Source organism: Lentibacter sp., assembly GCF_965658795.1.
Taxonomy (GTDB): domain Bacteria; phylum Pseudomonadota; class Alphaproteobacteria; order Rhodobacterales; family Rhodobacteraceae; genus Lentibacter.
Genome location: NZ_CBFHTG010000002.1, coordinates 78,078 through 98,428, shown reverse-complemented (window position 1 = coordinate 98,428; position 20,351 = coordinate 78,078). Strand labels below are relative to the sequence as shown.

19 protein-coding genes and 1 riboswitch are annotated in these 20,351 nt (G+C 58.7%); of the genes, 12 read left to right on the top strand and 7 right to left on the bottom strand.

Annotated features, from left to right (window positions below; genetic code table 11):
• Positions 1-13: 13 nt before the first annotated feature.
• Complete coding sequence (locus ACTG3X_RS01905; protein WP_439109535.1) at positions 14-715, bottom strand: glutathione S-transferase family protein; 702 nt, start codon at positions 713-715, stop codon at positions 14-16.
• Between the two features lie 151 nt (positions 716-866).
• On the opposite strand from ACTG3X_RS01905, the gene coaBC reads away from it, so the two are divergent.
• The 4 genes from coaBC to ACTG3X_RS01885 all read left to right on the top strand — a co-directional run bounded on the left by coaBC (position 867) and on the right by ACTG3X_RS01885 (position 5,659).
• The gene (gene coaBC, locus ACTG3X_RS01900) at positions 867-2,060 is read left to right on the top strand and encodes a bifunctional phosphopantothenoylcysteine decarboxylase/phosphopantothenate--cysteine ligase CoaBC (RefSeq protein ID WP_439109534.1); all 1,194 of its coding nucleotides are present in this window, start codon (positions 867-869) and stop codon (positions 2,058-2,060) included.
• Positions 2,061-2,115: 55 nt separating this feature from the next.
• Positions 2,116-2,553: a dUTP diphosphatase gene (dut, locus tag ACTG3X_RS01895; RefSeq protein ID WP_439109677.1), complete on the top strand. Its 438-nt coding sequence runs from the start codon at positions 2,116-2,118 to the stop codon at positions 2,551-2,553.
• Positions 2,553-3,563: a HesA/MoeB/ThiF family protein gene (locus ACTG3X_RS01890; RefSeq protein ID WP_439109533.1), complete on the top strand. Its 1,011-nt coding sequence runs from the start codon at positions 2,553-2,555 to the stop codon at positions 3,561-3,563. The genes dut and ACTG3X_RS01890 overlap by 1 nt, the downstream gene beginning before the upstream one ends.
• Before the next feature lie 80 nt (positions 3,564-3,643).
• Complete coding sequence (locus ACTG3X_RS01885) at positions 3,644-5,659, top strand: M3 family metallopeptidase (protein WP_439109532.1); 2,016 nt, start codon at positions 3,644-3,646, stop codon at positions 5,657-5,659.
• 53 nt (positions 5,660-5,712) lie between these two features.
• Here the strand turns inward: ACTG3X_RS01885 and ACTG3X_RS01880 are convergent, their stop codons facing one another.
• From ACTG3X_RS01880 to ACTG3X_RS01870, 3 genes are all read right to left on the bottom strand, one after another.
• Positions 5,713-7,206: a phosphomannomutase/phosphoglucomutase gene (locus ACTG3X_RS01880; protein ID WP_439109531.1), complete on the bottom strand. Its 1,494-nt coding sequence runs from the start codon at positions 7,204-7,206 to the stop codon at positions 5,713-5,715.
• Between the two features lie 66 nt (positions 7,207-7,272).
• Complete coding sequence (locus tag ACTG3X_RS01875) at positions 7,273-8,910, bottom strand: capsule biosynthesis protein (protein WP_439109530.1); 1,638 nt, start codon at positions 8,908-8,910, stop codon at positions 7,273-7,275.
• Complete coding sequence (locus ACTG3X_RS01870; RefSeq protein ID WP_439109529.1) at positions 8,888-9,547, bottom strand: ABC transporter ATP-binding protein; 660 nt, start codon at positions 9,545-9,547, stop codon at positions 8,888-8,890. The genes ACTG3X_RS01875 and ACTG3X_RS01870 overlap by 23 nt, the downstream gene beginning before the upstream one ends.
• Before the next feature lie 233 nt (positions 9,548-9,780).
• Between ACTG3X_RS01870 and ACTG3X_RS01865 the strand changes: the two genes are divergently transcribed.
• Together ACTG3X_RS01865 and ACTG3X_RS01860 are read left to right on the top strand one after the other, a co-directional pair.
• Positions 9,781-10,362 (top strand): uracil-DNA glycosylase family protein, encoded by a 582-nt coding sequence (locus tag ACTG3X_RS01865; protein ID WP_439109528.1) that lies wholly within the window; start codon positions 9,781-9,783, stop codon positions 10,360-10,362.
• Positions 10,359-11,153, top strand: coding sequence for an SseB family protein (locus tag ACTG3X_RS01860; protein WP_439109527.1), 795 nt, complete (start codon positions 10,359-10,361; stop codon positions 11,151-11,153). The genes ACTG3X_RS01865 and ACTG3X_RS01860 overlap by 4 nt, the downstream gene beginning before the upstream one ends.
• On the opposite strand, the gene ACTG3X_RS01855 is transcribed toward ACTG3X_RS01860, so the two are convergent.
• Entirely contained in the window at positions 11,150-11,548 is a 399-nt protein-coding gene (locus tag ACTG3X_RS01855; protein ID WP_439109526.1) for a hypothetical protein, read from the bottom strand. The two genes, ACTG3X_RS01860 and ACTG3X_RS01855, sit on opposite strands and share 4 nt — an antisense overlap.
• 9 nt (positions 11,549-11,557) lie before the next feature.
• Positions 11,558-12,589, bottom strand: coding sequence for an alkane 1-monooxygenase (locus tag ACTG3X_RS01850; protein WP_439109525.1), 1,032 nt, complete (start codon positions 12,587-12,589; stop codon positions 11,558-11,560).
• A 171-nt stretch (positions 12,590-12,760) separates the two neighbouring features.
• Between ACTG3X_RS01850 and ACTG3X_RS01845 the strand changes: the two genes are divergently transcribed.
• Positions 12,761-14,446, top strand: coding sequence for an NAD(P)H-dependent oxidoreductase subunit E (locus ACTG3X_RS01845; RefSeq protein WP_439109524.1), 1,686 nt, complete (start codon positions 12,761-12,763; stop codon positions 14,444-14,446).
• Complete coding sequence (locus ACTG3X_RS01840; RefSeq protein ID WP_439109523.1) at positions 14,446-15,129, top strand: lysoplasmalogenase family protein; 684 nt, start codon at positions 14,446-14,448, stop codon at positions 15,127-15,129. Before ACTG3X_RS01845 ends, ACTG3X_RS01840 begins: the two co-directional genes overlap by 1 nt.
• On the opposite strand, the gene ACTG3X_RS01835 is transcribed toward ACTG3X_RS01840, so the two are convergent.
• A complete protein-coding gene (locus ACTG3X_RS01835; RefSeq protein WP_439109522.1) occupies positions 15,126-16,016 on the bottom strand; it encodes a lytic transglycosylase domain-containing protein in 891 nt (296 codons plus the stop codon). The two genes, ACTG3X_RS01840 and ACTG3X_RS01835, sit on opposite strands and share 4 nt — an antisense overlap.
• Before the next feature lie 131 nt (positions 16,017-16,147).
• On the opposite strand from ACTG3X_RS01835, the gene ftsY reads away from it, so the two are divergent.
• From ftsY to ACTG3X_RS01815, 4 genes are all read left to right on the top strand, one after another.
• Positions 16,148-17,389, top strand: a complete 1,242-nt coding sequence (gene ftsY, locus ACTG3X_RS01830; protein WP_439109521.1) for a signal recognition particle-docking protein FtsY — start codon at positions 16,148-16,150, stop codon at positions 17,387-17,389.
• A 66-nt stretch (positions 17,390-17,455) separates the two neighbouring features.
• Complete coding sequence (locus tag ACTG3X_RS01825; protein WP_439109520.1) at positions 17,456-18,358, top strand: EamA family transporter; 903 nt, start codon at positions 17,456-17,458, stop codon at positions 18,356-18,358.
• Between the two features lie 8 nt (positions 18,359-18,366).
• The gene (locus ACTG3X_RS01820) at positions 18,367-18,975 is read left to right on the top strand and encodes an inner membrane-spanning protein YciB (RefSeq protein ID WP_439109519.1); all 609 of its coding nucleotides are present in this window, start codon (positions 18,367-18,369) and stop codon (positions 18,973-18,975) included.
• 24 nt (positions 18,976-18,999) lie between these two features.
• Positions 19,000-19,076, top strand: a riboswitch (SAM riboswitch).
• 43 nt (positions 19,077-19,119) lie between these two features.
• Positions 19,120-20,301 (top strand): aminotransferase class V-fold PLP-dependent enzyme, encoded by a 1,182-nt coding sequence (locus ACTG3X_RS01815; protein WP_439109518.1) that lies wholly within the window; start codon positions 19,120-19,122, stop codon positions 20,299-20,301.
• Positions 20,302-20,351: the final 50 nt, after the last annotated feature.

Genomic DNA, 20,351 nt, shown 5'->3' with positions numbered 1-20,351 from the left:
GTTAACAAGATCGTTAAATCTGGCCACATCCGTTTGAAAAGCTTGGCCAGTCGGCTTTGGGCAGATCTTGTGGGTATGGGAACGGATCATAGGAAAGGGTTATGCCTTCTTTGCGCCATGCCACAAAAGCGGGGTCAGCCAAAGTGGTTGCCATATAGGCCGCGATATCTGGGCCAACAGGCAGGCCGTAGCCTGCAATTCGTGCCATGAGCGGCGCATAGAAGACATCCGCCAGTGAGTAAGCGCCAAAGAGCCATGGCCCGTCAGAGGCCTGCGCTTTCGCATGTATAAACAGAAGCTCCAGGCGCTCAAGCTCGGCCAGCGCGGCTGCCGAAGCTTCAAACCCGACCCATTGGTGGAAAAGTTGCATAGGGCACGTGCCGCGCAGCGCTGGAAAGCCAGCGTGCATTTCGGATGTCATCGAGCGAGCCAGTGCGCGTGCTTTCGGCTCGCTTGGCCACATATCAGCCTCAGGATGGCGGGTCGCCAGCTCTTCAGCCATGGCGAGGCTATCATACAAGATAGACCCGTCTTCACAGCGCAAAACAGGCACCGTGCGCGCAGGCGCGAGTGGCGCAAGATCTTTGGCCATTGTGCCCGCATAGAGCCCCACAAGATGAGCCTTGTAAGGCAAGCCAAACTTTTCAAGCATCAACCAGCCGCGCAATGACCAGCTCGAAAAGGCCCTGTCACCAATATACAAATCATATGTCATGACGCCTGTTTAGGTTGTTTTGCAACTTGTGGGAAGTGAAGTTACGCCGCCCCGCAGAGTGGCCTGTGGCAGCCTCAGCAAGACTGAGGCCATTGAGTTTGCCCGCGGCTCGGCTTAACTCTTGTGCCAAGAGAAAAAAGCGGGGGCCGCAATGCTGGCTGACAAGAGAGTACTTCTAATCATCGGGGGCGGGATTGCGGCATATAAATGCCTTGAGCTGATCCGCCGCCTGAAAGAGCGCGGCGCGCATGTGACCCCTGTTCTCACGCGGGCGGCGCAGCAGTTTGTAACGCCTCTCTCGGTGTCGGCCCTTGCAGGGGAGAAGGCTTACACGGATCTTTTTGATCTGACAGATGAGGCCGAGATGGGCCATATCCAACTGAGCCGTGTGGCGGATCTTGTGGTTGTTGCGCCTGCCACCGCTGACCTGATGGCCAAGATGGCCGGGGGCCACGCCAATGACCTTGCCACAACCCTGCTGATGGCGACAGATACCCCTGTTCTGATGGCACCTGCGATGAATGTGCGTATGTGGGAGCACCCTGCAACACAGCGCAATCTGTCCACGCTTCTGGCGGATGGCTTACGGCTTGTCGGGCCAAACTCGGGGGATATGGCTTGTGGCGAACATGGCGCCGGGCGTATGGCCGAGCCGATGGAGATTCTTGCAGCAATCGAGAGTGCCCTGTCTGACGGCCCTCTCAAGGGCAGACGTGTGTTGGTCACATCCGGCCCCACCCACGAGCCGATTGACCCTGTGCGCTATATCGCCAACCGCTCCTCTGGTGCGCAAGGCACGGCCATTGCTTCGGCTCTTGCCGCGCTCGGGGCCGAGGTTGTCTTTGTCACAGGGCCTGCCGATGTCGCCCCTCCGCAAGGTGTGGAGGTCGTCTCGGTGGTGAGCGCACAAGAGATGCTTGCGGCCGTTGAAGGGGCGCTGCCCGTTGATGCGGCTGTCTTTGCCGCTGCGGTGGCAGACTGGCGCGTAAAGGGCGAAAGCAGCTCCAAAATCAAGAAAGACAAAGGCCAGTTGCCTGTGCTCGAGTTTGTCGAGAACCCCGATATTCTGGCCCATGTCAGCCAGCTGCCAAAAGGCCGCCCCAAGCTTGTTGTCGGCTTTGCAGCCGAGACAGATGATGTGCTGGCCAACGCGACGGCAAAGCGCATCCGCAAGGGGTGTGACTGGATCGTTGCCAACGATGTCAGCCCGGAGACAGGGATTATGGGCGGAAGCGAAAACGCTGTGCAGCTGATCACGGCTGAGGGCAGCGAGAGCTGGCCGCGCATGAGCAAATCAGACGTGGCGCGCCAGCTTGCCGCGCAGATTGCGGCGGCGCTTGGCTGATGGGTTTGAGCGTGAACTTTCAAACAAGGGGCGAGATGTGGTCACTGTAAATGTCATGTGGGATGCAGGCGCAGATCAGAGCCTTGAGCTTCCTGCCTACGAAACCGCAGGCGCGGCCGGGGCTGATATTCGCGCAAATCTGGCTGATCGCGGGCAGATCACGCTGGCCGCTGGTGCGCGTGCGCTGGTGCCAACCGGGCTGCGCCTCGAAATTCCGCAGGGCTATGAGGTGCAGCTGCGCCCGCGCTCGGGCCTCGCGCTCAAGCACGGGATCACGCTGCCAAACAGCCCGGGCACAATTGATGCCGATTATCGCGGCTCCCTTGGGGTGATTGTGATGAACGCCGGGTCTGACGCCTTTACGATCAAGCATGGCGACCGCATCGCGCAGATGGTTGTTGCGCCGGTTCTTCAGGCGCGCTTTGACCTTGTCGAGACGCTCTCAGACACAGCGCGCGGCGCAGGTGGCTTTGGCTCAACGGGGCAAAGCTGATGGTGCTTGCGACTCTGGGTGTCATGGCGATGGTCTGGGCGCTGGGGGGGCGCTTGCGCTGGCCGCGCGCGTTGGTCTGGTCTGGTATGGCTTTGGTCTATGTGGCGGCTGCAGTTTTTGATGTGACACTGGCCGAGGGAAACCTTGCGGCTTGGGCCCTTATCGGTGGCTTTGCCGCATGTGTCGGGCTTTACAGCGCTGCGCTTTCCCGCCTCAAGGCGCGGGCCGAGCCAGAGGTGGCCGCAAAACCCCAAGGCACCTTTCGCGAAGCAGAGCTTGAGCGCTATGCGCGCCATATCGTGCTGCGCGAGCTTGGCGGGGCAGGGCAAAAGAAGCTCAAGGGGGCCAAAGTTCTGGTCATCGGGGCAGGCGGGCTTGGCTCCCCTGTCTTGATGTATCTGGCCGCGGCAGGTGTGGGCACCATCGGTGTGATTGATGACGACACAGTCGACAACAGCAATTTGCAGCGGCAGGTCATTCATCGGGATGACATGATCGGGTTGCCCAAGGTGCAATCCGCCTGTGAGGCCATGCTGGCGCTGAACCCGTATGTCGAGGTGCGCCCCTATCAGCGCCGCCTGACGGCGGAACTGGCAGAGAGCCTCTTCGCCGAGTATGATGTCATCCTGGATGGCACCGACAATTTCGAGACCCGCTATTTGAGCAATGCGGCGGCAGTCGCGCAGGGGAAACCGCTGATTTCTGGGGCGCTTGCGCAATGGGAGGGGCAGCTGTCTGTCTTTCATCCGGCCGTGTCAGGCCCTTGCTACCAATGTGTTTTTCCTGAAGCGCCCGAAGCGGGGCTAGCGCCCTCTTGCGCGGCAGCTGGCGTGGTGGCCCCGCTGCCCGGAGTGATTGGCACGATGATGGCGCTTGAGGCGGTGAAGCTGCTCACTGGCGCAGGCCATGTCACGCGCGGAGAGCTGCTCATATACGATGGGCTCTATGGGGAAAGCCGCAAAATCAAGCTCGCACCGCGCAAAGACTGCCCGATCTGTCAAAAGGGCTGAGGGCAGGCGAATCTTTTGGCTGGGTGATTGAAGCTTGCTGCTCTGCAGCTTAGCTTGAGGCCAAGCATGAGGAGACACGCATGACAAATCCGCTACTCGCCGATTGGACAACACCTTTCAAAATTGCCCCGTTTGACAAAATTTCCGACGCTGATTTTGCACCAGCCTTGGAAAAAGCACTGGCCGCACATGATGCAGAAATCAGCGCGATTGCCGAAGATGCGACGCCTGCAAGCTTTGACAATGTGATTGGCGCGCTCGAACAGGCGGGGGGCGATCTTGAGAAAGTGCTCTCTGTTTTCTTCACGGTTGCCGGGGCGGATAGCACGCCAGAGCGTGAGGCTTTGCAGCGCGATTTTTCCCCAAAACTTGCAGCGCATTTCTCGCGTATCACCGCAAATAAAAAGCTGTTTTCCCGGGTGGAAGCCGTCTGGCGCGCGCGGGACACGCTTGGGTTGAGTGACGAGCAGGCGCGCGTGCTGATGCTGACACGTCGGGGCTTTGTGCGCGCAGGTGCCGCTCTCACGGGAGCGGAAGATGCGCGCATGGCTGCGATCAAATCACGGCTTGCCGAGCTTGGGACGCAGTTCACCCAGAACCTGCTGGCCGATGAGCGCGACTGGTTCATGGAGCTTTCAGAGGGAGATCTTGAGGGGCTGCCCCAATTTGTGATCGACACAGCCCGCGCAGCTGGTGAAGAAAAGGGCGCAACTGGCCCTGTTGTGACACTCTCACGCTCGTTGATCGTGCCTTTCTTGCAGTTCTCACCGCGCCGCGATTTGCGCCAGATCGCCTTTGAGGCCTGGACAGCCCGTGGCGCCAACGGCGGGGCGACAGACAACACCGAGATTTGCGCCGAAATTCTTGCGCTCCGTGCGGAGCGCGCAGCGCTTCTGGGGTATGAGAGCTTTGCTGATTACAAGCTCGAAACCGAGATGGCGGGCACGCCTGCTGCCGTGCGCCAGCTGCTCACAGATGTTTGGAGCCCGGCCAAGGCCCAGGCCGAAGCAGACGCCGAGGTGCTGACCGCCATGATGCGCGAAGAGGGGGTGAACGGCGATTTGGCCCCGTGGGACTGGCGCTACTATGCCGCCAAGCGCCGTGTTGCAGAGCATGATCTGGATGAAGCGGAGGTGAAGCCGTATTTTCAGCTCGACCGTATGATCGAGGCGAGCTTTGCCTGTGCCACCCGTTTGTTCGGGCTGGAGTTCAAGCCCCTTGATGTGCCGCTCTACCATGCAGATTGCCGCGCTTGGGATGTGAGCCGGGACGGCCAGCATGTTGCCGTTTTCATTGGAGATTATTTTGCACGTGGCTCCAAGCGCTCGGGTGCTTGGTGTTCGGCGATGCGGGCGCAGGCCAAGTTCCCCGAGGTGCAAACGCCTGTTGTGATCAACGTGTGCAACTTTGCCAAAGGCACACCTGCGCTCCTGAGCTATGATGACGCGCGCACGCTGTTTCACGAGTTTGGCCATGCGTTGCACCAGATGTTGTCCAATGTCACCTACGAGAGCATTTCAGGCACATCCGTGGCGCGTGACTTTGTGGAACTTCCCAGCCAGCTCTATGAGCACTGGCTCGAGGTGCCCGAGGTTTTGGCCGAGTTTGCCACCCACTACGAAACGGGTGAAGCGATGCCAAAAACCTTGTTGGACAAAGTGCTTGGCGCAGCCACCTTCGATATGGGCTTTCAGACTGTCGAATATGTGGCCTCGGCGATGGTGGATCTGGCCTTTCACGAAGGCGCAGCCCCGGCCGACCCAATGGCACGGCAAGCCGAGATCCTTGCTGAAATGGGCATGCCTGCAGCGATCACAATGCGCCACGCAACGCCGCAGTTTGCCCATGTGTTCTCGGGCGACGGCTACTCGGCTGGATATTACTCCTACATGTGGTCAGAGGTTATGGACGCAGATGCGTTTGAGGCTTTTGAGGAAAAAGGCGACGCCTTTGATGCCGAGCTGGCCGCGTCTCTGGAGGCTAACATTCTGGGGGCAGGTGGCTCGCGCGATGCAGCCGAGCTTTACACGGCCTTTCGTGGGCGCATGCCAGGTGTTGAGGCCTTGCTCAAAGGGCGGGGGCTGGCAGCGGCATAACCCATGCGCGTATCACGGTGCGTTGCCGTGATACGCGCATGGCTTTGCACCTGTCAGATGGTTTGGTCGTAGTCACCGACGGCTGGCTCTGTGCGAATGACAGCGTCGATCTCGGCAAAGATTTGGCGCATTTCAGCTTCGCTTTCCGAGCTTTCGCACACCACAACAAGGTTGGGCGTGTTCGAGCTCGCACGCACAAGGCCCCATGAGCCGTTGTCCAGAATAACGCGGGCACCATTCACGGTGACAACCTCTTTGATAGGGCGTCCTGCCATCTGCTCGCCTGCGTCGGCCTTGGCCACCAGCTTGGCGACAAGGCGCTCAAGGATGTCGTATTTCTCGGTGTCTGCCGCATAGGGTGACATTGTGGGGGTCGCCCATGTCTGGGGCAGGGCCTTGCGCAGATCAGACATCTTCATAGCGGGGTTGCGGTCCATCAGCTTGCAGATTTCCACAGCCACACGCAGCCCGCAGTCATAGCCGCGCCCGACGGGCTCTGCGAGAAAGTAGTGCCCCGACTTTTCAAAGCCCGCCAAAGCGCCCAGCTCTTTCACACGGCGTTTCATGTGGCTGTGGCCAGTCTTCCAATAGTCGGCGGTGACGCCGTTTGCCAAAAGCTCGGGATCAGAGGCAAAGAGACCTGTCGACTTCACATCTGCCACAAATGTGCTGTTGGGATAGATTTTGCTGAGGTCACGGGCCATGATAACACCGACTTTGTCGGCAAAAATCTCTTCACCCTCATCATCCACCACTCCGCAACGGTCGCCATCGCCATCAAAGCCAAGGGCAAAATCGGCACCGCTGTTTTTGACTGAGGCGCTCATGTCATGGAGCATTTCCATGGCTTCCGGGTTCGGGTTGTAGTGGGGGAAAGTGTAGTCCAGTTCGTTGTGCGAGGGGACAACCTCTACACCGATGCGCTCAAACACCTCTGGCGCAAAGGCCGCGGCCGTGCCGTTGCCTGTGGCGCAGACAACCCGCAGCTTGCGGCTCATTTTGAAGTCGCCCACAAGATCGTCGATATAGGCTTCCCGCACACCTTCAACAAACTCGTATGAGCCACCTGCGCGGGCCACGCCACGGCCTTCGAGCACAATGGCGCGCAGCTCGTTCATCTCGTCTGGGCCATGGGTGAGAGGGCGCTCAAAGCCCATTTTTACGCCTGTCCAGCCGTTCGGGTTGTGGCTGGCCGTAACCATGGCCACAGCAGGTGCATCAAGGTGGAACTGTGCAAAATAAGCCATAGGCGACACGGCCGGGCCGATATCCTTCACATGAATGCCGGCTTGCATCAGGCCAAGCATCAGCGCGTTTTTGATCGAGAGGGAGTAGTCACGATAATCATTGCCCACGGCAATCACGGGCTCAATGCCGCGTTCATGCATCTGGGTGCCAAGCCCAAGTCCAAGCGCTGTGATCCCGGGCAGATTGATCTCTTCGGGGTACTTCCAGCGCGCATCATACTCGCGAAAGCCTGTTGGCGTGATCATCGGGTCGCGCAGAAAAGACCATGTGTTGGGGGTAGAAGCGTTCTTGGGCTGCATATGTATACTCTTTGACGTTCAATATGAGAGAAGGCGCAGCCACTGTGGGCTGCGCCGTTACCGGGATCAGTTCGAGACTTGCTCGCGCAGGATGGAACTTGTCAATGACACCATCAGATAAATCCCTGAAAAGATCAGGAAAGCCAGAATGGTGTTTTCAAACTTGCGCGGATAACTCGGGGCATCAGACGCAATGGGGCGCACAGGCACGGTCAGATAGCGCACCTGTCGCCCGGCTTCGAGCGCCGACTGCTTTTCGCCCTGAAGCGCCGATTGCAAAAATGCGTCTGCCGTTGCCAAGTCGGCGCGGGCAAGTTCTATTTCTGTTGACTGCTGTACAAGGGAAAGCCCCGTCTTGTCTGGCTGGGTCATGCGCGCATCAAGCCCGTCGAGCAGGTTTTCAAGCCGCCGCACATCGCCGCGCGCGCCGTCAACTTTGGCTTGGTTGGGGCGCGGGTTGTCCAGCAGAGCCTGCAGGCCAAGGTTTTTTTCAAGCAGCTGTTGCTCGTAAGTTGTGATCTGGCCGCGCAGGGCTGCCAGCTGCTCTGTGGGGTCGGCAGAGTAGACCTCTTGCAAGCGGATCAGGTTTTCCTGCGCTTGGCGGCGTTCCACTTTGGCTGTTTCAAGGTTGCGGCGGGCATCATCCATGGCATCGTCACGGATATTTTGTGACAAGGCGTCTACCCGCTCTTCCGCATATGAGATCAGCGCTTTTGAAAACGCAGTTGCGATCTGCGGGTCGGCAGCAATCACTTCCATTTTGACCACACCTTCGGTAGGATCATACCCGATCTTGATGTTCTTTTTGTAGGTTTTATGCGCTGCTTCGTTGGTGGCATCTGCATCAAGGCGCTGGATTGCATCAATCGAGGGTTGAGAGAAATGGGCTTTATAGCCCTCTTCTTCATCCAGTCGGATCATCGCGTCTTTTGACGTCAGATACGACTGGACGGCGATGCTTTCCTGGCTGTTTGCCAGCTGTGACGGGATAAGCCCGCTCAAAGGGCCACCGCCCGCGCCACCATCGGCAGATTGGATGAGAAACTCCGACTTGGTCGAGTACATCGGGGTCGCGATGGCGTAGTAATACCAGCCTGCCAGAAGAGTTGGCAGAAAGACAAAGGCTGAGAGGCGAGACAGGAGCAAAACAAGCCGCTTGCGTCGGCGGCGCGCAATATCGCGCTGGATCTCGGTGATTTCGAGTGACCGCCGCTCCGCTGTATAAACCTCGGTTTGTGGCAGCTGGTCTCCTGCGGGTTTGATCGTTTGGGGAAGCTGGACTTTTCCCATGCCGGGCAAAACCGTCCCTGTTTCCTCGTCTTGGGCGGCCTGTCCGGGCACCACAAGTTCGAGCATGTTTGACGCTTGAAACGGGTCGATGCCTTTGACGCGCAGCTGGCGGACCGCGTCAAAATCAGAGATCGGCGCCAGCCCGTGCTTTTGAGCCATGCGCCGCGCCATGCGCAGCTGACGCCCTGTCAGCCCTTCGCGGCGAATCGCGTCGATATCGGTCTCTGCCTTGACCTCGCGCGCAGTTTCAACAGCGCCTTGGCGCGCTTGAGTCTGAGACGCATCCTGGGGTGGCCTGCGGCCCGTGTCGGCGGCTGTTGCCGCGGCTGCTTGTGGGGCGGTCTCGCTTGCTCCTGCGCCAAGAGGCGTGGTCCGTTTTATGCGAAACTTTCTAGCTTTGGGTTTGGTAGTCATAGAGCTGTTTCGCTTCTTCTAGGGTGTCAAACATATGCAACTTGCCATCTAACAATACTGCGGCGGAGCGCGCAAATTTCTCAAGCACTTGGGGTTGGTGGGAGACGATGATCACGGTTGTGGTCCGCAATCTGTCACGCAGAATTTCGCCTGCCTTGCGGTTAAATTCAACATCTGTCGAGTTGGGCATACCCTCATCAATCAGGTAAATGTCAAAGTCGAGCGCGAGCAGCAGCGCAAAAGAGAACCGCGCCCGCATCCCTTGGCTATAGGTGCCCAGAGGTTGTTCAAAATATTCTCCGAGGTTGCAGAGCCAGCGGCAAAACGCTTCTACATAGTCAGGGTCAAGCCCGTAAAGGCGGGCGATGTAGCGGCTGTTTTCTACAGCCGAGTGGCGCGCCACAACCCCGCCCATGAAACCCAAAGGAAAGCTGATCTTGCACTCGCGCAAGATCGAGCCTTCATCAGGCTTCTCAAGTCCGGACATCATATTGATGAGCGTGGTTTTGCCCGTTCCGTTGGGCGCAAGAATACCGAGCGATGTGCCAAGCTCCACACGGAAAGAGACCTGTTCAAGGATCACCTTTCTCTGTGTGCCTGTCCAAAAGGACTTGCTGACATTGTTGAACTCGAGCATGTGCGCTCCGTTTCTGCTCTGACCTGCCGACCTTACGCTGCTTTTGCTAAGAGTTTATGTATTTGAAATACATTGTAGCGCGCAGGCCGACTTATTGTTTCGTAAGACTATACAGTTGTTTGGGGCAAAAATAAGACATCTTGTTGAAAAACAGGGGAAAGCCGCGCATTTGCGCAGGCGTGTCGCAGATTTTAGTCTTGTTTGCAGCCTGTTATCTGAGCTTAACTTGCCGCATGAGCCTTCAGAGTGACATTGCGAAGTGCCGGATGTGTGCGCCGCGGTTTGCGGGCACAGACACACAGCACAGCCCAAGGCCTGTTGTTTGGTTTCGCCCGAGCGCGCGGGTGCTCATTGCGGGGCAGGCACCGGGGCTGCGGGTTCACAAAAGCGGTGTGCCGTTTGATGACCGTTCAGGAGAGCGCTTGCGCAGCTGGCTTGGCCTCACGTCTGATGCCTTTTATGACCAGTCCCATGTGGCGATCGTGCCGATGGCGTTCTGCTTTCCGGGGTATGATGCACGCGGCAGCGATCTGCCCCCGCCCAAACTGTGCGGGGCCACGTGGCACGATGACGTTATGCAGCATCTCCCCAATATCAAGCTGCGCGTGGTGATCGGGGCGGCTGCGCAACGTTATCATCTGGGCGCGCGTCTCTCGGTTACCGAGACGGTGCAGCGCTGGCGAGACCATGCGCCACAGGTTTTTCCCTTGCCGCATCCGTCGTGGCGCAATACGGGGTGGCTAAAGGCGAACCCGTGGTTTGAGGCTGATCTGCTGCCCGAACTGCGCAAAGCGGTAAAAGAGGCATTGGCATGAGCACGAAAACAGTTCTGGATACGGCCCACGCGGCTATGATGAGCAACCCTGATGATGTGTCCCTGCGTATGAGCTTTTATGCGGTGTTGGCTGATATCGAAGTGTTTCTGCTGCTGGAGGCCGAGCCCAAGGCGAGCAGCATCGAGCCGCAGATGATCGATGTGGAAGGCGCGCGCTACGTTCTCGGGTTTGATTCCGCTGAGCGCCTTGCAGCCTTTTCTGGCGGTGCCGCGCCCTATGCCGCGCTGTCAGGGCGTATTATGGCGCAAATGCTGGCCTCCGAGGAGGCCGGGCTGGCGCTCAATCTTGAAGTAGCACCATCCTCTATCATGCTGCCCGCCGAGGCGCTGGTCTGGATGCGCGACACGCTGCAAGCCGCTCCGGAAGAGGCCGAGCCTGCGCCCAAGCGCAAAGGCGGGCTTGCTGCGCTGCGAAGCCCCGATATCCCGGAGGTTCTGCTTCATGCGCTGGATGCCAAACTGAGCCGCGCGGCCGGGTTGGCCAAAGTTGCCTACCTTGTGTCCAAAGACGAGGGCGGGCTGATGCTGGCCATTCTGGGCGCAAAAGAGCCCGCCCAAGCGCCCTTGGCCAAAGCGGCAAGCGAGGCGCTGGTGTTTTCGGGTCTGGAAGACATGACGCTGGATGTGGCCTTCTTCAACGATAGCGAGGGGTTGCGCGCACAATTCGGGCGCGCGGGCCTGCGCTTTGACGTGCCCCAGCCTGCGCCTGTCCAGTCCGAGCAGATCGCCGCTCCGGGTAGCAACCCCGAAAAGCCGCCAAAGCTGCGCTAAACGCCGATTTGGGGCCCAAGGCAGAGCATGGGCTCTTCTGTGCGTTCAATCTGGTAAAGTGGCGCTGCTTGTGCGCCGTTTTCAAAGGTGGCGCGCAGCTTTCCGCTTTCGTTGAAAAAGGCCCAGCACTGGGGGCTGTCAGGGCGGTCTTCATAGACAAAGCATATCAAGCGCTCTGGCGTGTCATACCAGTAGCCCTCTTTGCATTGCCCATCCAGAAACGACCATCTCACGCGGCGGTCTTCTAGGTATTCCTCTGCGCCATATGGCTCTGCGTCATAGCCGTAGTAAAACGTCTGTCCACGTGTGAACGCATCAAAGGCGTCTCCAGTCAGTCGCTCTTGCGCGGCCGCTGGCAGCGCCATGGCAAGGATCAGGCAGATATATCGTAACATGCCTTGAGCTTAGGCGCTCTCCTGCACCTCTTTCAAGCGGGCAAGCGCGCGCGCCATCACTTTGCGGTAGAGTGGCGGATAGAGCGCAATCACCGCCATGACGGGAAGCGCGTGGGGCAATGTCGGCATCACGTCCTGTTTGAGGCGCAACGCAGGGTAGGGCCGCTGCGGGTTCATGTGGTGGTCCGAATGGCGCGGGGCATTCAGTGTCAGGGAAGACGAAAACCAATGTGGCGCGTTCCAAGAGTGCGCTTCGCTTACGGGGGCAAGTTTGCCGCTCTCAAGCTGCGCGCGGCGCAAGCCGTAGTGCTGCACATAATCCGCAAGCAAAATCTGCACCTGGGCATAGAGCGCCAGCCCCAGATAAACGGCAAGGCCGAGCCACTGGCCCATGAGAAAGCTCAAGGCCAGAAATCCCGCACCAACGATCGCATCCCGTCTGTAAGGGTGTGCGCCCGAAGGCTTGCCAGCCTGTATGAGACGGCGGGCCTCAATCTTCAAGCCATCTGTGAAAGACCGCCTCCAAGCATTTATAAAAAAACGATAAAAACCCATCCCGCGCGGCGCTGAATTTGGGTCTGCATCGCTGCCGACATGGGTGTGATGAATGAGAACATGCGCCGAAGCGTGGTGCCCCATGAGCAGCGAAGCATAGACCCAGCGGCCCAGCTGGCGCGCGTAGCGTTCTTTGCGGTGAATAAGCTCATGTGCATTGGGGTGGGATACCTGACCGAAGAAGAGCGCGAAGGCGATAAAAATTCCGACTTTTTCAAGGGGGCTATGGCTCATAAAGGCGCAGGCAAACACCGCCAGAAGCAGCAGCGGAAAATGCAGCGCACCAAGCAAGACAGACAGCCGCGCCCCTGTCGGGAACTCGGCCCCTTCGGGCATTTGTGGCAAAACAAACGGAACAAAGCGGTCAAGTGCAGCGGTGAAAACAGTGATGTAGGCCAGAGCCGCCCAGACAAACCCGCCGCCCGAGACGGCAGCCAAGCCCAGCAGCAGCACATGCGTGAGCGTTGCGACAGAAAAATAAACCATGAAACACCTCGTTACCAGCCCAGTCTAACGCGGATGCGTGGCAACAGTAGGGCAGAAATGGGCAAAGTTTCATCGGGCTGAACGCGAATGATCCGCCTAAGGTCGTTTTTAGCCTCGCGCCCGCGGTGCACGGCATTTAGGCTTGTCTCAAACGTAAGACAGGGGGCTCTCATGGGGCTGGACGAACGCAAAGGTGTCTGGAAATCGGGCAAGGGCAAAGGGCGCCACACGCCCAAGGGCCGCCAGCTTCAGGATCAGGCTTGGGAGGACGTCAAGGCGCTGCTCGGGGATGCACCGCGCCGCCGCGACCTTCTGATCGAGTATTTGCACAGAATTCAGGACACATACGGCCACCTCTCAGCCGCCCATTTGCGCGCATTGGCCGAAGAGATGCGCATCTCCATGGCCGAGGTCTATGAGGTTGCCACCTTCTATGCCCATTTTGATGTGGTCAAAGAAGGCGAGACACCGCCGCCCGCTCTAACAATCCGTGTGTGTGATTCCCTGTCCTGTGAACTTGCGGGTGCCCAGGCGCTGAAGGCCGCGCTTGAGGCAGGTCATGACCCTGCGCAAGTGCGCGTTCTGCGCGCGCCGTGTATGGGCCGCTGCGATACGGCCCCGGTGCTTGAGATCGGTCACAACCATATCGACCATGCCACGCCAGAAAAGGTGCTTGCCGCCATCGCAGCGGATGACACCCATGCGCATCTGCCACCCTATGAGACCTTTGAGGCCTACCGCGCCGCAGGGGGCTATGAAGTGCTCTCAAACCTGCGCGAAAAGGGCGATTGGGAGGCTGTTCAGGAGCAGGTTCTTTCCTCGGGCCTGCGCGGTCTTGGCGGCGCGGGCTTCCCCTCGGGTAAGAAGTGGGGCTTTGTGCGGATGAACGAGGGTCCGCGCTATCTGGCTGTGAACGGCGATGAGGGCGAACCGGGCACGTTCAAAGACCGCTTCCACCTGGAGCGCGTGCCGCATCTTTTTCTGGAAGGTATGCTGATAGCCGCTTGGGCGGTTGAGGCAGACACCTGCTTTATCTACATGCGCGATGAATACCCCGCCGTGCTCGAAATTTTGCGCCGCGAAATCAAAGCGCTGGAAGATGCAGGGCTGGTTGCTGAGGGCTATATCGATTTGCGCCGCGGCGCGGGCGCCTACATCTGCGGTGAAGAAAGCGCGATGATCGAGAGCATCGAGGGCAAGCGCGGTATGCCGCGTCACCGTCCGCCGTTTGTCGCACAGGTTGGCATCTTCGGGCGTCCAACGCTTGTACACAATGTCGAGACGCTGCACTGGGTCGCAAAGATCATGCGCGAAGGCCCCGAGATCCTGAACGCGGTTGAGAGAAACGGCCGCAAAGGCCTGCGCTCCTACTCTGTCTCTGGTCGGGTGCAAAACCCGGGTGTGCATCTGTTGCCCGCCGGCTCCACCATCATGGACATTATCGAGGCTGCCGGCGGTATGCTTGAGGGCCATAGGCTCAAAGCCTACCAGCCGGGCGGCCCGTCGTCGGGCATCCTGCCGGCCCATATGAACGACATCCCGCTTGATTTTGACACGCTCCAGCCGCACGGCTCGTTCATCGGCTCGGCGGCTGTTGTTGTGCTGTCTGACAAAGACAGCGCCCGCGATGCCGCGCTCAATATGCTGCGCTTCTTTGAGGATGAAAGCTGCGGCCAGTGTACGCCATGTCGGGTTGGTTGTGAAAAAGCCGTCAAGCTGATGCAAGCCGACAAATGGGACACAGCACTGCTGGAAGAGCTTTCGACCGCCATGGTTGATGCCTCGATCTGCGGGCTTGGACAAGCCGCACCAAACCCGATAAGGATGGCGATAAAGCACTTCCCTGAGGAGATCTGATGTTCGGCTGGCCCAATGATGCGACGCTTCTGTTTCTGGCCGCGGCCTTTTGTGCGGCGAGCTATCTGGCCATCTGCGCGCGTCCCGGGGCGTCTTGGCTCAAGTCTGTCGTGAAGACACTTTCGGTCGCCTTCTTGGCGGCTGTTGCTTTCAAACTCTCGGATATGCTGCTTCTGGCTGTTGGCCTGACGGCTTGCGCTGTGGGCGATTTCTTTTTGTCGCGCAGCGCCGCAAAACAAGACAGCACAGAAGAGCTTTTTTCAGGCATCGGGGCGTTTGCCTTTGGTCACCTGTCCTTTGCGGCTCTCTTCTTTCTTCAGCCCAGTGCTGACTTTGTGCGCATCTCTGATGGCTGGCCGCTTGTTGTGGCGCTGGTGCTGCTTGGGTTGATTATGCTGTATCTGCTCTTCAAGACCGCAGGCGCGGTGCGTTGGGCTGCTCTCGTCTATGTGCCTGTGATTGTCTTGATGGGGGTCATGGCAATGGTGTTGCCGCCAGTTGCGGGCCTCGCGCTTGTTTTGCCTGCCGCGCTTTTGTTTATTCTGTCTGATTTCGCGCTGGCCCAAGATATGTTTGTGCTGCCCAAGGGCCACAAACTGCGGCGTGGTTTGCCCTATGTTGTCTGGGGCACATATTGGTCGGCGCTTGCGCTTTTGCTCATCGGCTTTACGGGCGCGTTCTAGCCTCTGTTTCGGTAGACCGCACAGAGACAGCCCAACGCTTTCAGCGTGTTGCAAAAGGCCCATGCGCTCTGGTTCGTGTCACGGCCGATACGGGCAAAATAATAGCCGTTTTTGCGGCTCGCGCGGCTTTTTTCAAAAATGTAATCCGCTGTTTCGCCTTTTAACTGCGCGCGGCACTGCGCTGTGCGCGCTTCATATTTTGCCTTTGCCGCAGATTTGCTTGTCCCAAAGGCCAGCTGGACACCCCAAGGCTTCAGACTTGGCTCCGTCTTTGGCGGTGGCGAGAGGCGGCGCTCTTTGGCCAAGGCGTGGCAGGCGGCGGTGAAGCTCTCTGTTTTGGAGAGCCTCAGGTCAAGCTCTTGGGGGGGCTCTTGTACCCATGTTTCATGCCCTGCACCTGTGATGATGCGCACATAATCGACCGTTTCCTGCGCCAGGCCGCCTGTGCCCGCAATCAGCCCTTCTGCGCGCCGCTCGCCCCCGTTATAGCCCACAGCTGCCAGCCCGACATTGCCGTAGCGTTGGGCCATGTCTGCCAGATACTGGGCCGAATGCTCCAAGGCATCGGCCGGGTTGTAGGGGTCGGCAAGCCCGCGCAGATCAGCGGTGGAGCGGATAAACTGCGCAATACCCATGGCGTTGGCATGACTCTTTGCAAAAGGATCAAAACGGCTTTCCTGCCAAATCAGACGTGTGAAAAAGCCAGGGTCCAAACCGTGCCGCGCTGTGATGGTGCCAATCAGCTGGCAAGTGTCATGCACAAAGTGCTCCCAACGGATACATTCTTGCTGGCCCCATTTTGTCGTTGTGCAGGCGCGGTCAGGCGGCTCGGCCCAAGCGGGCAGGGCCAGACAAAACAGGGCAAATACACTTAGCCAAACTCTCATCACACTCATCTATACCCATCGGCTTTGCCGCGATCCAGGCGAAGACGGCAAAACGCAACTGTTGCACAGCCTCTTTTCACTTCTGGGGTAGCGGGTTACATGTGAGCTTACAACAAACCTCTGGGGCGAGCATGGCGTTTTTCAAAAAACTCAAAGACAAGCTTTTCAAGTCTTCCTCCAAGCTCGAAGAGGGGTTGGACGCCATCGTCAGTGACGGCGGTGAGGTCGAGGCCGTTGAGGCTCTGACGCCTCCGGCAGAGCGCGTGGCTGACAGAGAGCCCAAGCCGGTATCGGAGCCAGACACAGCTGCCGAAGTGGGGCTTGCAGAAGAGCCAGAATCGGCCGTCCTTCCTGAGCCTGAGCCTGAGCCTGAGCCTGAGCCTGAGCCTGAGCCTGAGCCTGAGCCTGAGCCTGAGCCTGAGCCTGAGCCAAGTGTCGCGCCCGTGGAACCTGCAGCCAAACCAGCAGCCAAGCAGCCCAAGAAGGCCGGCCTTTTTGACCGCCTGCTGGGGCGCGCCGAAAGCGAGACAGTCGTGCGGCGGGTGCTGGATGACGACATGCTGGAGCAACTCGAAGAGCTGCTCATCGCATCTGACATGGGGGTTGATACCGCCCTGCGCGTCACCGCGAATATGGCTGAAGGCCGCTTTGGCACCAAGCTTTCAACCCGCGAGATCAAGCAAATACTGGCGCGAGAAATCGCACGGATCATGGGCGAGGTTGCCAAGCCCATGCCGCTCTACGCCAAGACGCCACAGGTTGTGCTTGTTGTCGGTGTAAACGGCTCGGGCAAGACAACCACCATTGGCAAGCTTGCAAGCCAGTTCAAGGCCGCAGGCAAAAACGTGGTGATCGCCGCAGGCGATACGTTTCGCGCCGCGGCTGTCGAGCAACTTCAAGTCTGGGGCGAGCGGGCTGGCGTGCCTGTTCTCACGGCTCCGGAAGGCTCCGACCCTGCCAGTCTCGCCTTTGATGCAATGACCAAGGCCGAAGCCGATGGCGCCGATCTTCTGATGATCGACACAGCAGGCCGCTTGCAAAACCGCGCCGACCTGATGGAAGAGCTGGCCAAGATCGTGCGTGTGATCCGCAAGAAAGACCCAAGCGCGCCGCACAACACCCTTCTGGTGCTGGATGCCACAACAGGCCAGAATGCGGTGTCTCAGGTCAAAACATTCCAGGAGCTGGCCGATGTCACAGGCCTTGTCATGACCAAACTCGACGGCACAGCCAAAGGCGGTGTGCTTGTCGCGCTGGCCGACAAGTTCGGGCTGCCGATCCATGCCATCGGTGTTGGCGAACAGCTCGACGATCTCGCTCCGTTTGATCCGGAAGAGTTCGCGGCCGCCCTCACAGGGCTTGAGGCGGACTGAACACCATGCTCTTTCTTTTTGCCCTAAATATCCCGGGGGTCTGGGGGCTGGCCCCCATTGTGACGCTTGAGTGATTGGCTGATCTCGCTTGAGGGCACTGAGGCGGGCCATCGGCTCGCGCTCCTTCTTGCGCTCTCGGCCGCTTTTCTACACGCGGTCTTTGGCGCGCTGCAAAAAGGGCGGCACGACCCCTGGCTCACACGTGGCGCGATAGATTTTTGCTATGCCGTCATGGCCGCACCCTTTGCGCTCTTTGTTGTGCCGTGGCCCGAGGCGCATATGTGGCCGATCTTTTTGGCCGTTTTCGTCATTCATGTGGGCTATAAGCTCATGCAAAGCTGGGCCTACTCCAAGGGGGCGTTCACCGTGGTCTACCCTGTGGTGCGCGGGACAGGGCCGCTTTTTACGGTCATTGGTGCGTATTTTCTCTTTGGTGAGCGTTTCACGCTCATTCAGTGGGCAGGGGTGGGGACACTTCTTTTGGGAATATACGGCCTTGCCGTCTACAACCTGCGCCATGTGACCGCCGAGCGCGATACGCTCAACGCGGCCCTTGGTCTGGCGGTTATCACGGGGCTGTTCGTCGCGCTCTACACCACATGGGATGCCTACGGCATCCGCGCCACCGCCAACCCGTTCACCTTTCTGGCGTGGTTTTTCTTTATCGACGGGGTGTTCTTTCCCTGCCTGGCCTATGCGCGCTATCGCTCCATGACCAACCCGCCCGACATTGGCCCGCTGATGCAGCGGGGCCTCATCGGGGCGTTTGTGGCCATCGCGAGCTTTGGCTCGGTCATGATGGCGACACGGCTTGGCAATGTGGGCGAAGCGGCCGTTCTGCGTGAGACCTCGACCGTCTTTGCGGCGCTTATCGGGTGGCTGGCGCTCAAAGAAACAGTCGGCCCGCGCCGCATTGCGCTTATGGCATTGATTGCACTGGGGGCTGTGATAGTGGAAATGGGAGGTTAGGAGAGACCATGGCCGAGACAAAAGAAATAAACCCGCTTGTGAAAGTCGCGCTTGAGATGGGGCCGGTGATCCTGTTTTTCGCGGCCTATATGATGTTCAAAGACGATGTCTTCACCGTCGCAGGCCGTGACTATTCGGGCTTTATCTTTGTGACAGCTGGCTTTGTGCCGCTCCTCGTGCTCACAACAGGCATTCTCTGGAAGCTGACAGGCCACATCTCCAGAATGCAGATTATGACACTGGTCCTTGTGGTCGTCTTCGGGGGGCTCACGATCTGGCTCAATGACCCCAGATTTCTCTATATCAAGCCGACAATCTTTTTCACCCTGATGGGGGCGATCCTTGGCGTTGGCCTTTTGCGTGGCCAGTCCTACCTGCGCTATGTGATGGAGGGGATGATGCCTCTGCAAGACAAGGGCTGGATGATCCTGACGCACAGGCTGATGTGGTTTCTCTTTGCAACGGCTTTGGCCAATGAGCTGATCTGGCGCTTCATGTCAGAAACAACATGGGTCTATTTCAAGACATTCGGCGACACGGCGGCCATGTTTGTATTCTTCATGAGTCAGGCAAAGCTCTTCACCACCTACGCGCTTGAGGATGAAAGCGAAACTTGACCGCTCAGGCCTTTGAACCTAAACGTGCGATCCAGTGGCGATTTGTTACCAGATTGCGGGCCACTTAAAACAATCTGCTAAAAGGTCAGGTGAAGGGGCTCCTTCGGCTTGGCCGATGGGGCTTTTTTCTTGGCGGAGGATATCATGCCAAAAACACGTAAGAACCGCACCGCACTTGTTCATGGCGGCACCCGCCGCTCGCAATATGGCGAGGTGAGTGAAGCGCTCTTTCTCACGCAAGGCTTTGTCTACGAAACAGCCGAAGCCGCCGAGGCCCGCTTTGTCAAAGCGGGTGAAGACGAGTTCATCTATGCACGCTACGGCAACCCGACGGTGCGGATGTTTGAAGACCGCATGTCCGGCTATCTGGGCTTTGAAGATGGTTTTGCTTGCGCCTCCGGCATGGCGGCTGTCAACGGCGCGCTGATGTCCTTGCTCAAAGCGGGCGATCATGTCGTTGCGTCCCGTGCGCTCTTTGGCTCCTGCCTTTATGTGCTTGAAGATATCCTCGCGCGCTTCGGTGTCGAAATCACTCTGGTTGATGGTCGTGATAACGCGGCATGGGATGCGGCCATCCGCGAGGACACCCGCCTTGTCTTCCTCGAGAGTATTTCCAACCCGACCCTTGAGGTGATTGATCTGCGCTATGTCTGCGATGTGGCCCACGCCAAGGGCGCGCTCGTATTGGTTGACGATGCCATGGCCACACCTGTGTTTTCTTATGCCCGCGACTGTGGTGCAGATATCGCTATTATCTCCACGACCAAACATGTCGACGGGCAGGGGCGTATGCTTGGCGGAATCATCTGCGGCAGCAAAGCGCTTATCCGTGGTCCGGTCGAATCCTACCTGAAGCATACTGGTGGCGCGATGAACCCGTTTACGGCGTGGTCACACCTCAAGTCGCTTGAGACGCTCGAACTGCGCGTGCGCGCCCAAGCCGCTGCTGCGCTCAAAGTGGCCGAGGCGCTGGATGGTCACGCCAAGCTTGTTGCGGTGCGCTACCCGACCCATTCGGCCCACCCGCAGGCTGAGCTTGCGCTTGCGCAGGGCGAAGCTGGCGGCACTGTGCTGACCTTTGAAGTGAAGGGCGGACGCGATGCTTGCTTCCGTATGCTCAATGCTTTGGAGCTGGCCACAATCTCCAACAATTTTGCCGACTCAAAGTCGATTGCCACACACCCTGCCACCACCACGCACCAGCGCCTGCCCCAAGAGCAGAAAGACCTCCTCGGAATATCGGATGGTCTTGTGCGCTTTTCTGTCGGGCTGGAGGATGTGGACGACATCATCGACGACGTGTTGCACGCCTTGGAGGAGGCTTAAACAGCGCAATCGCCCCACAGCTTGTCCATACAGGCTGCCATACAGCTTGC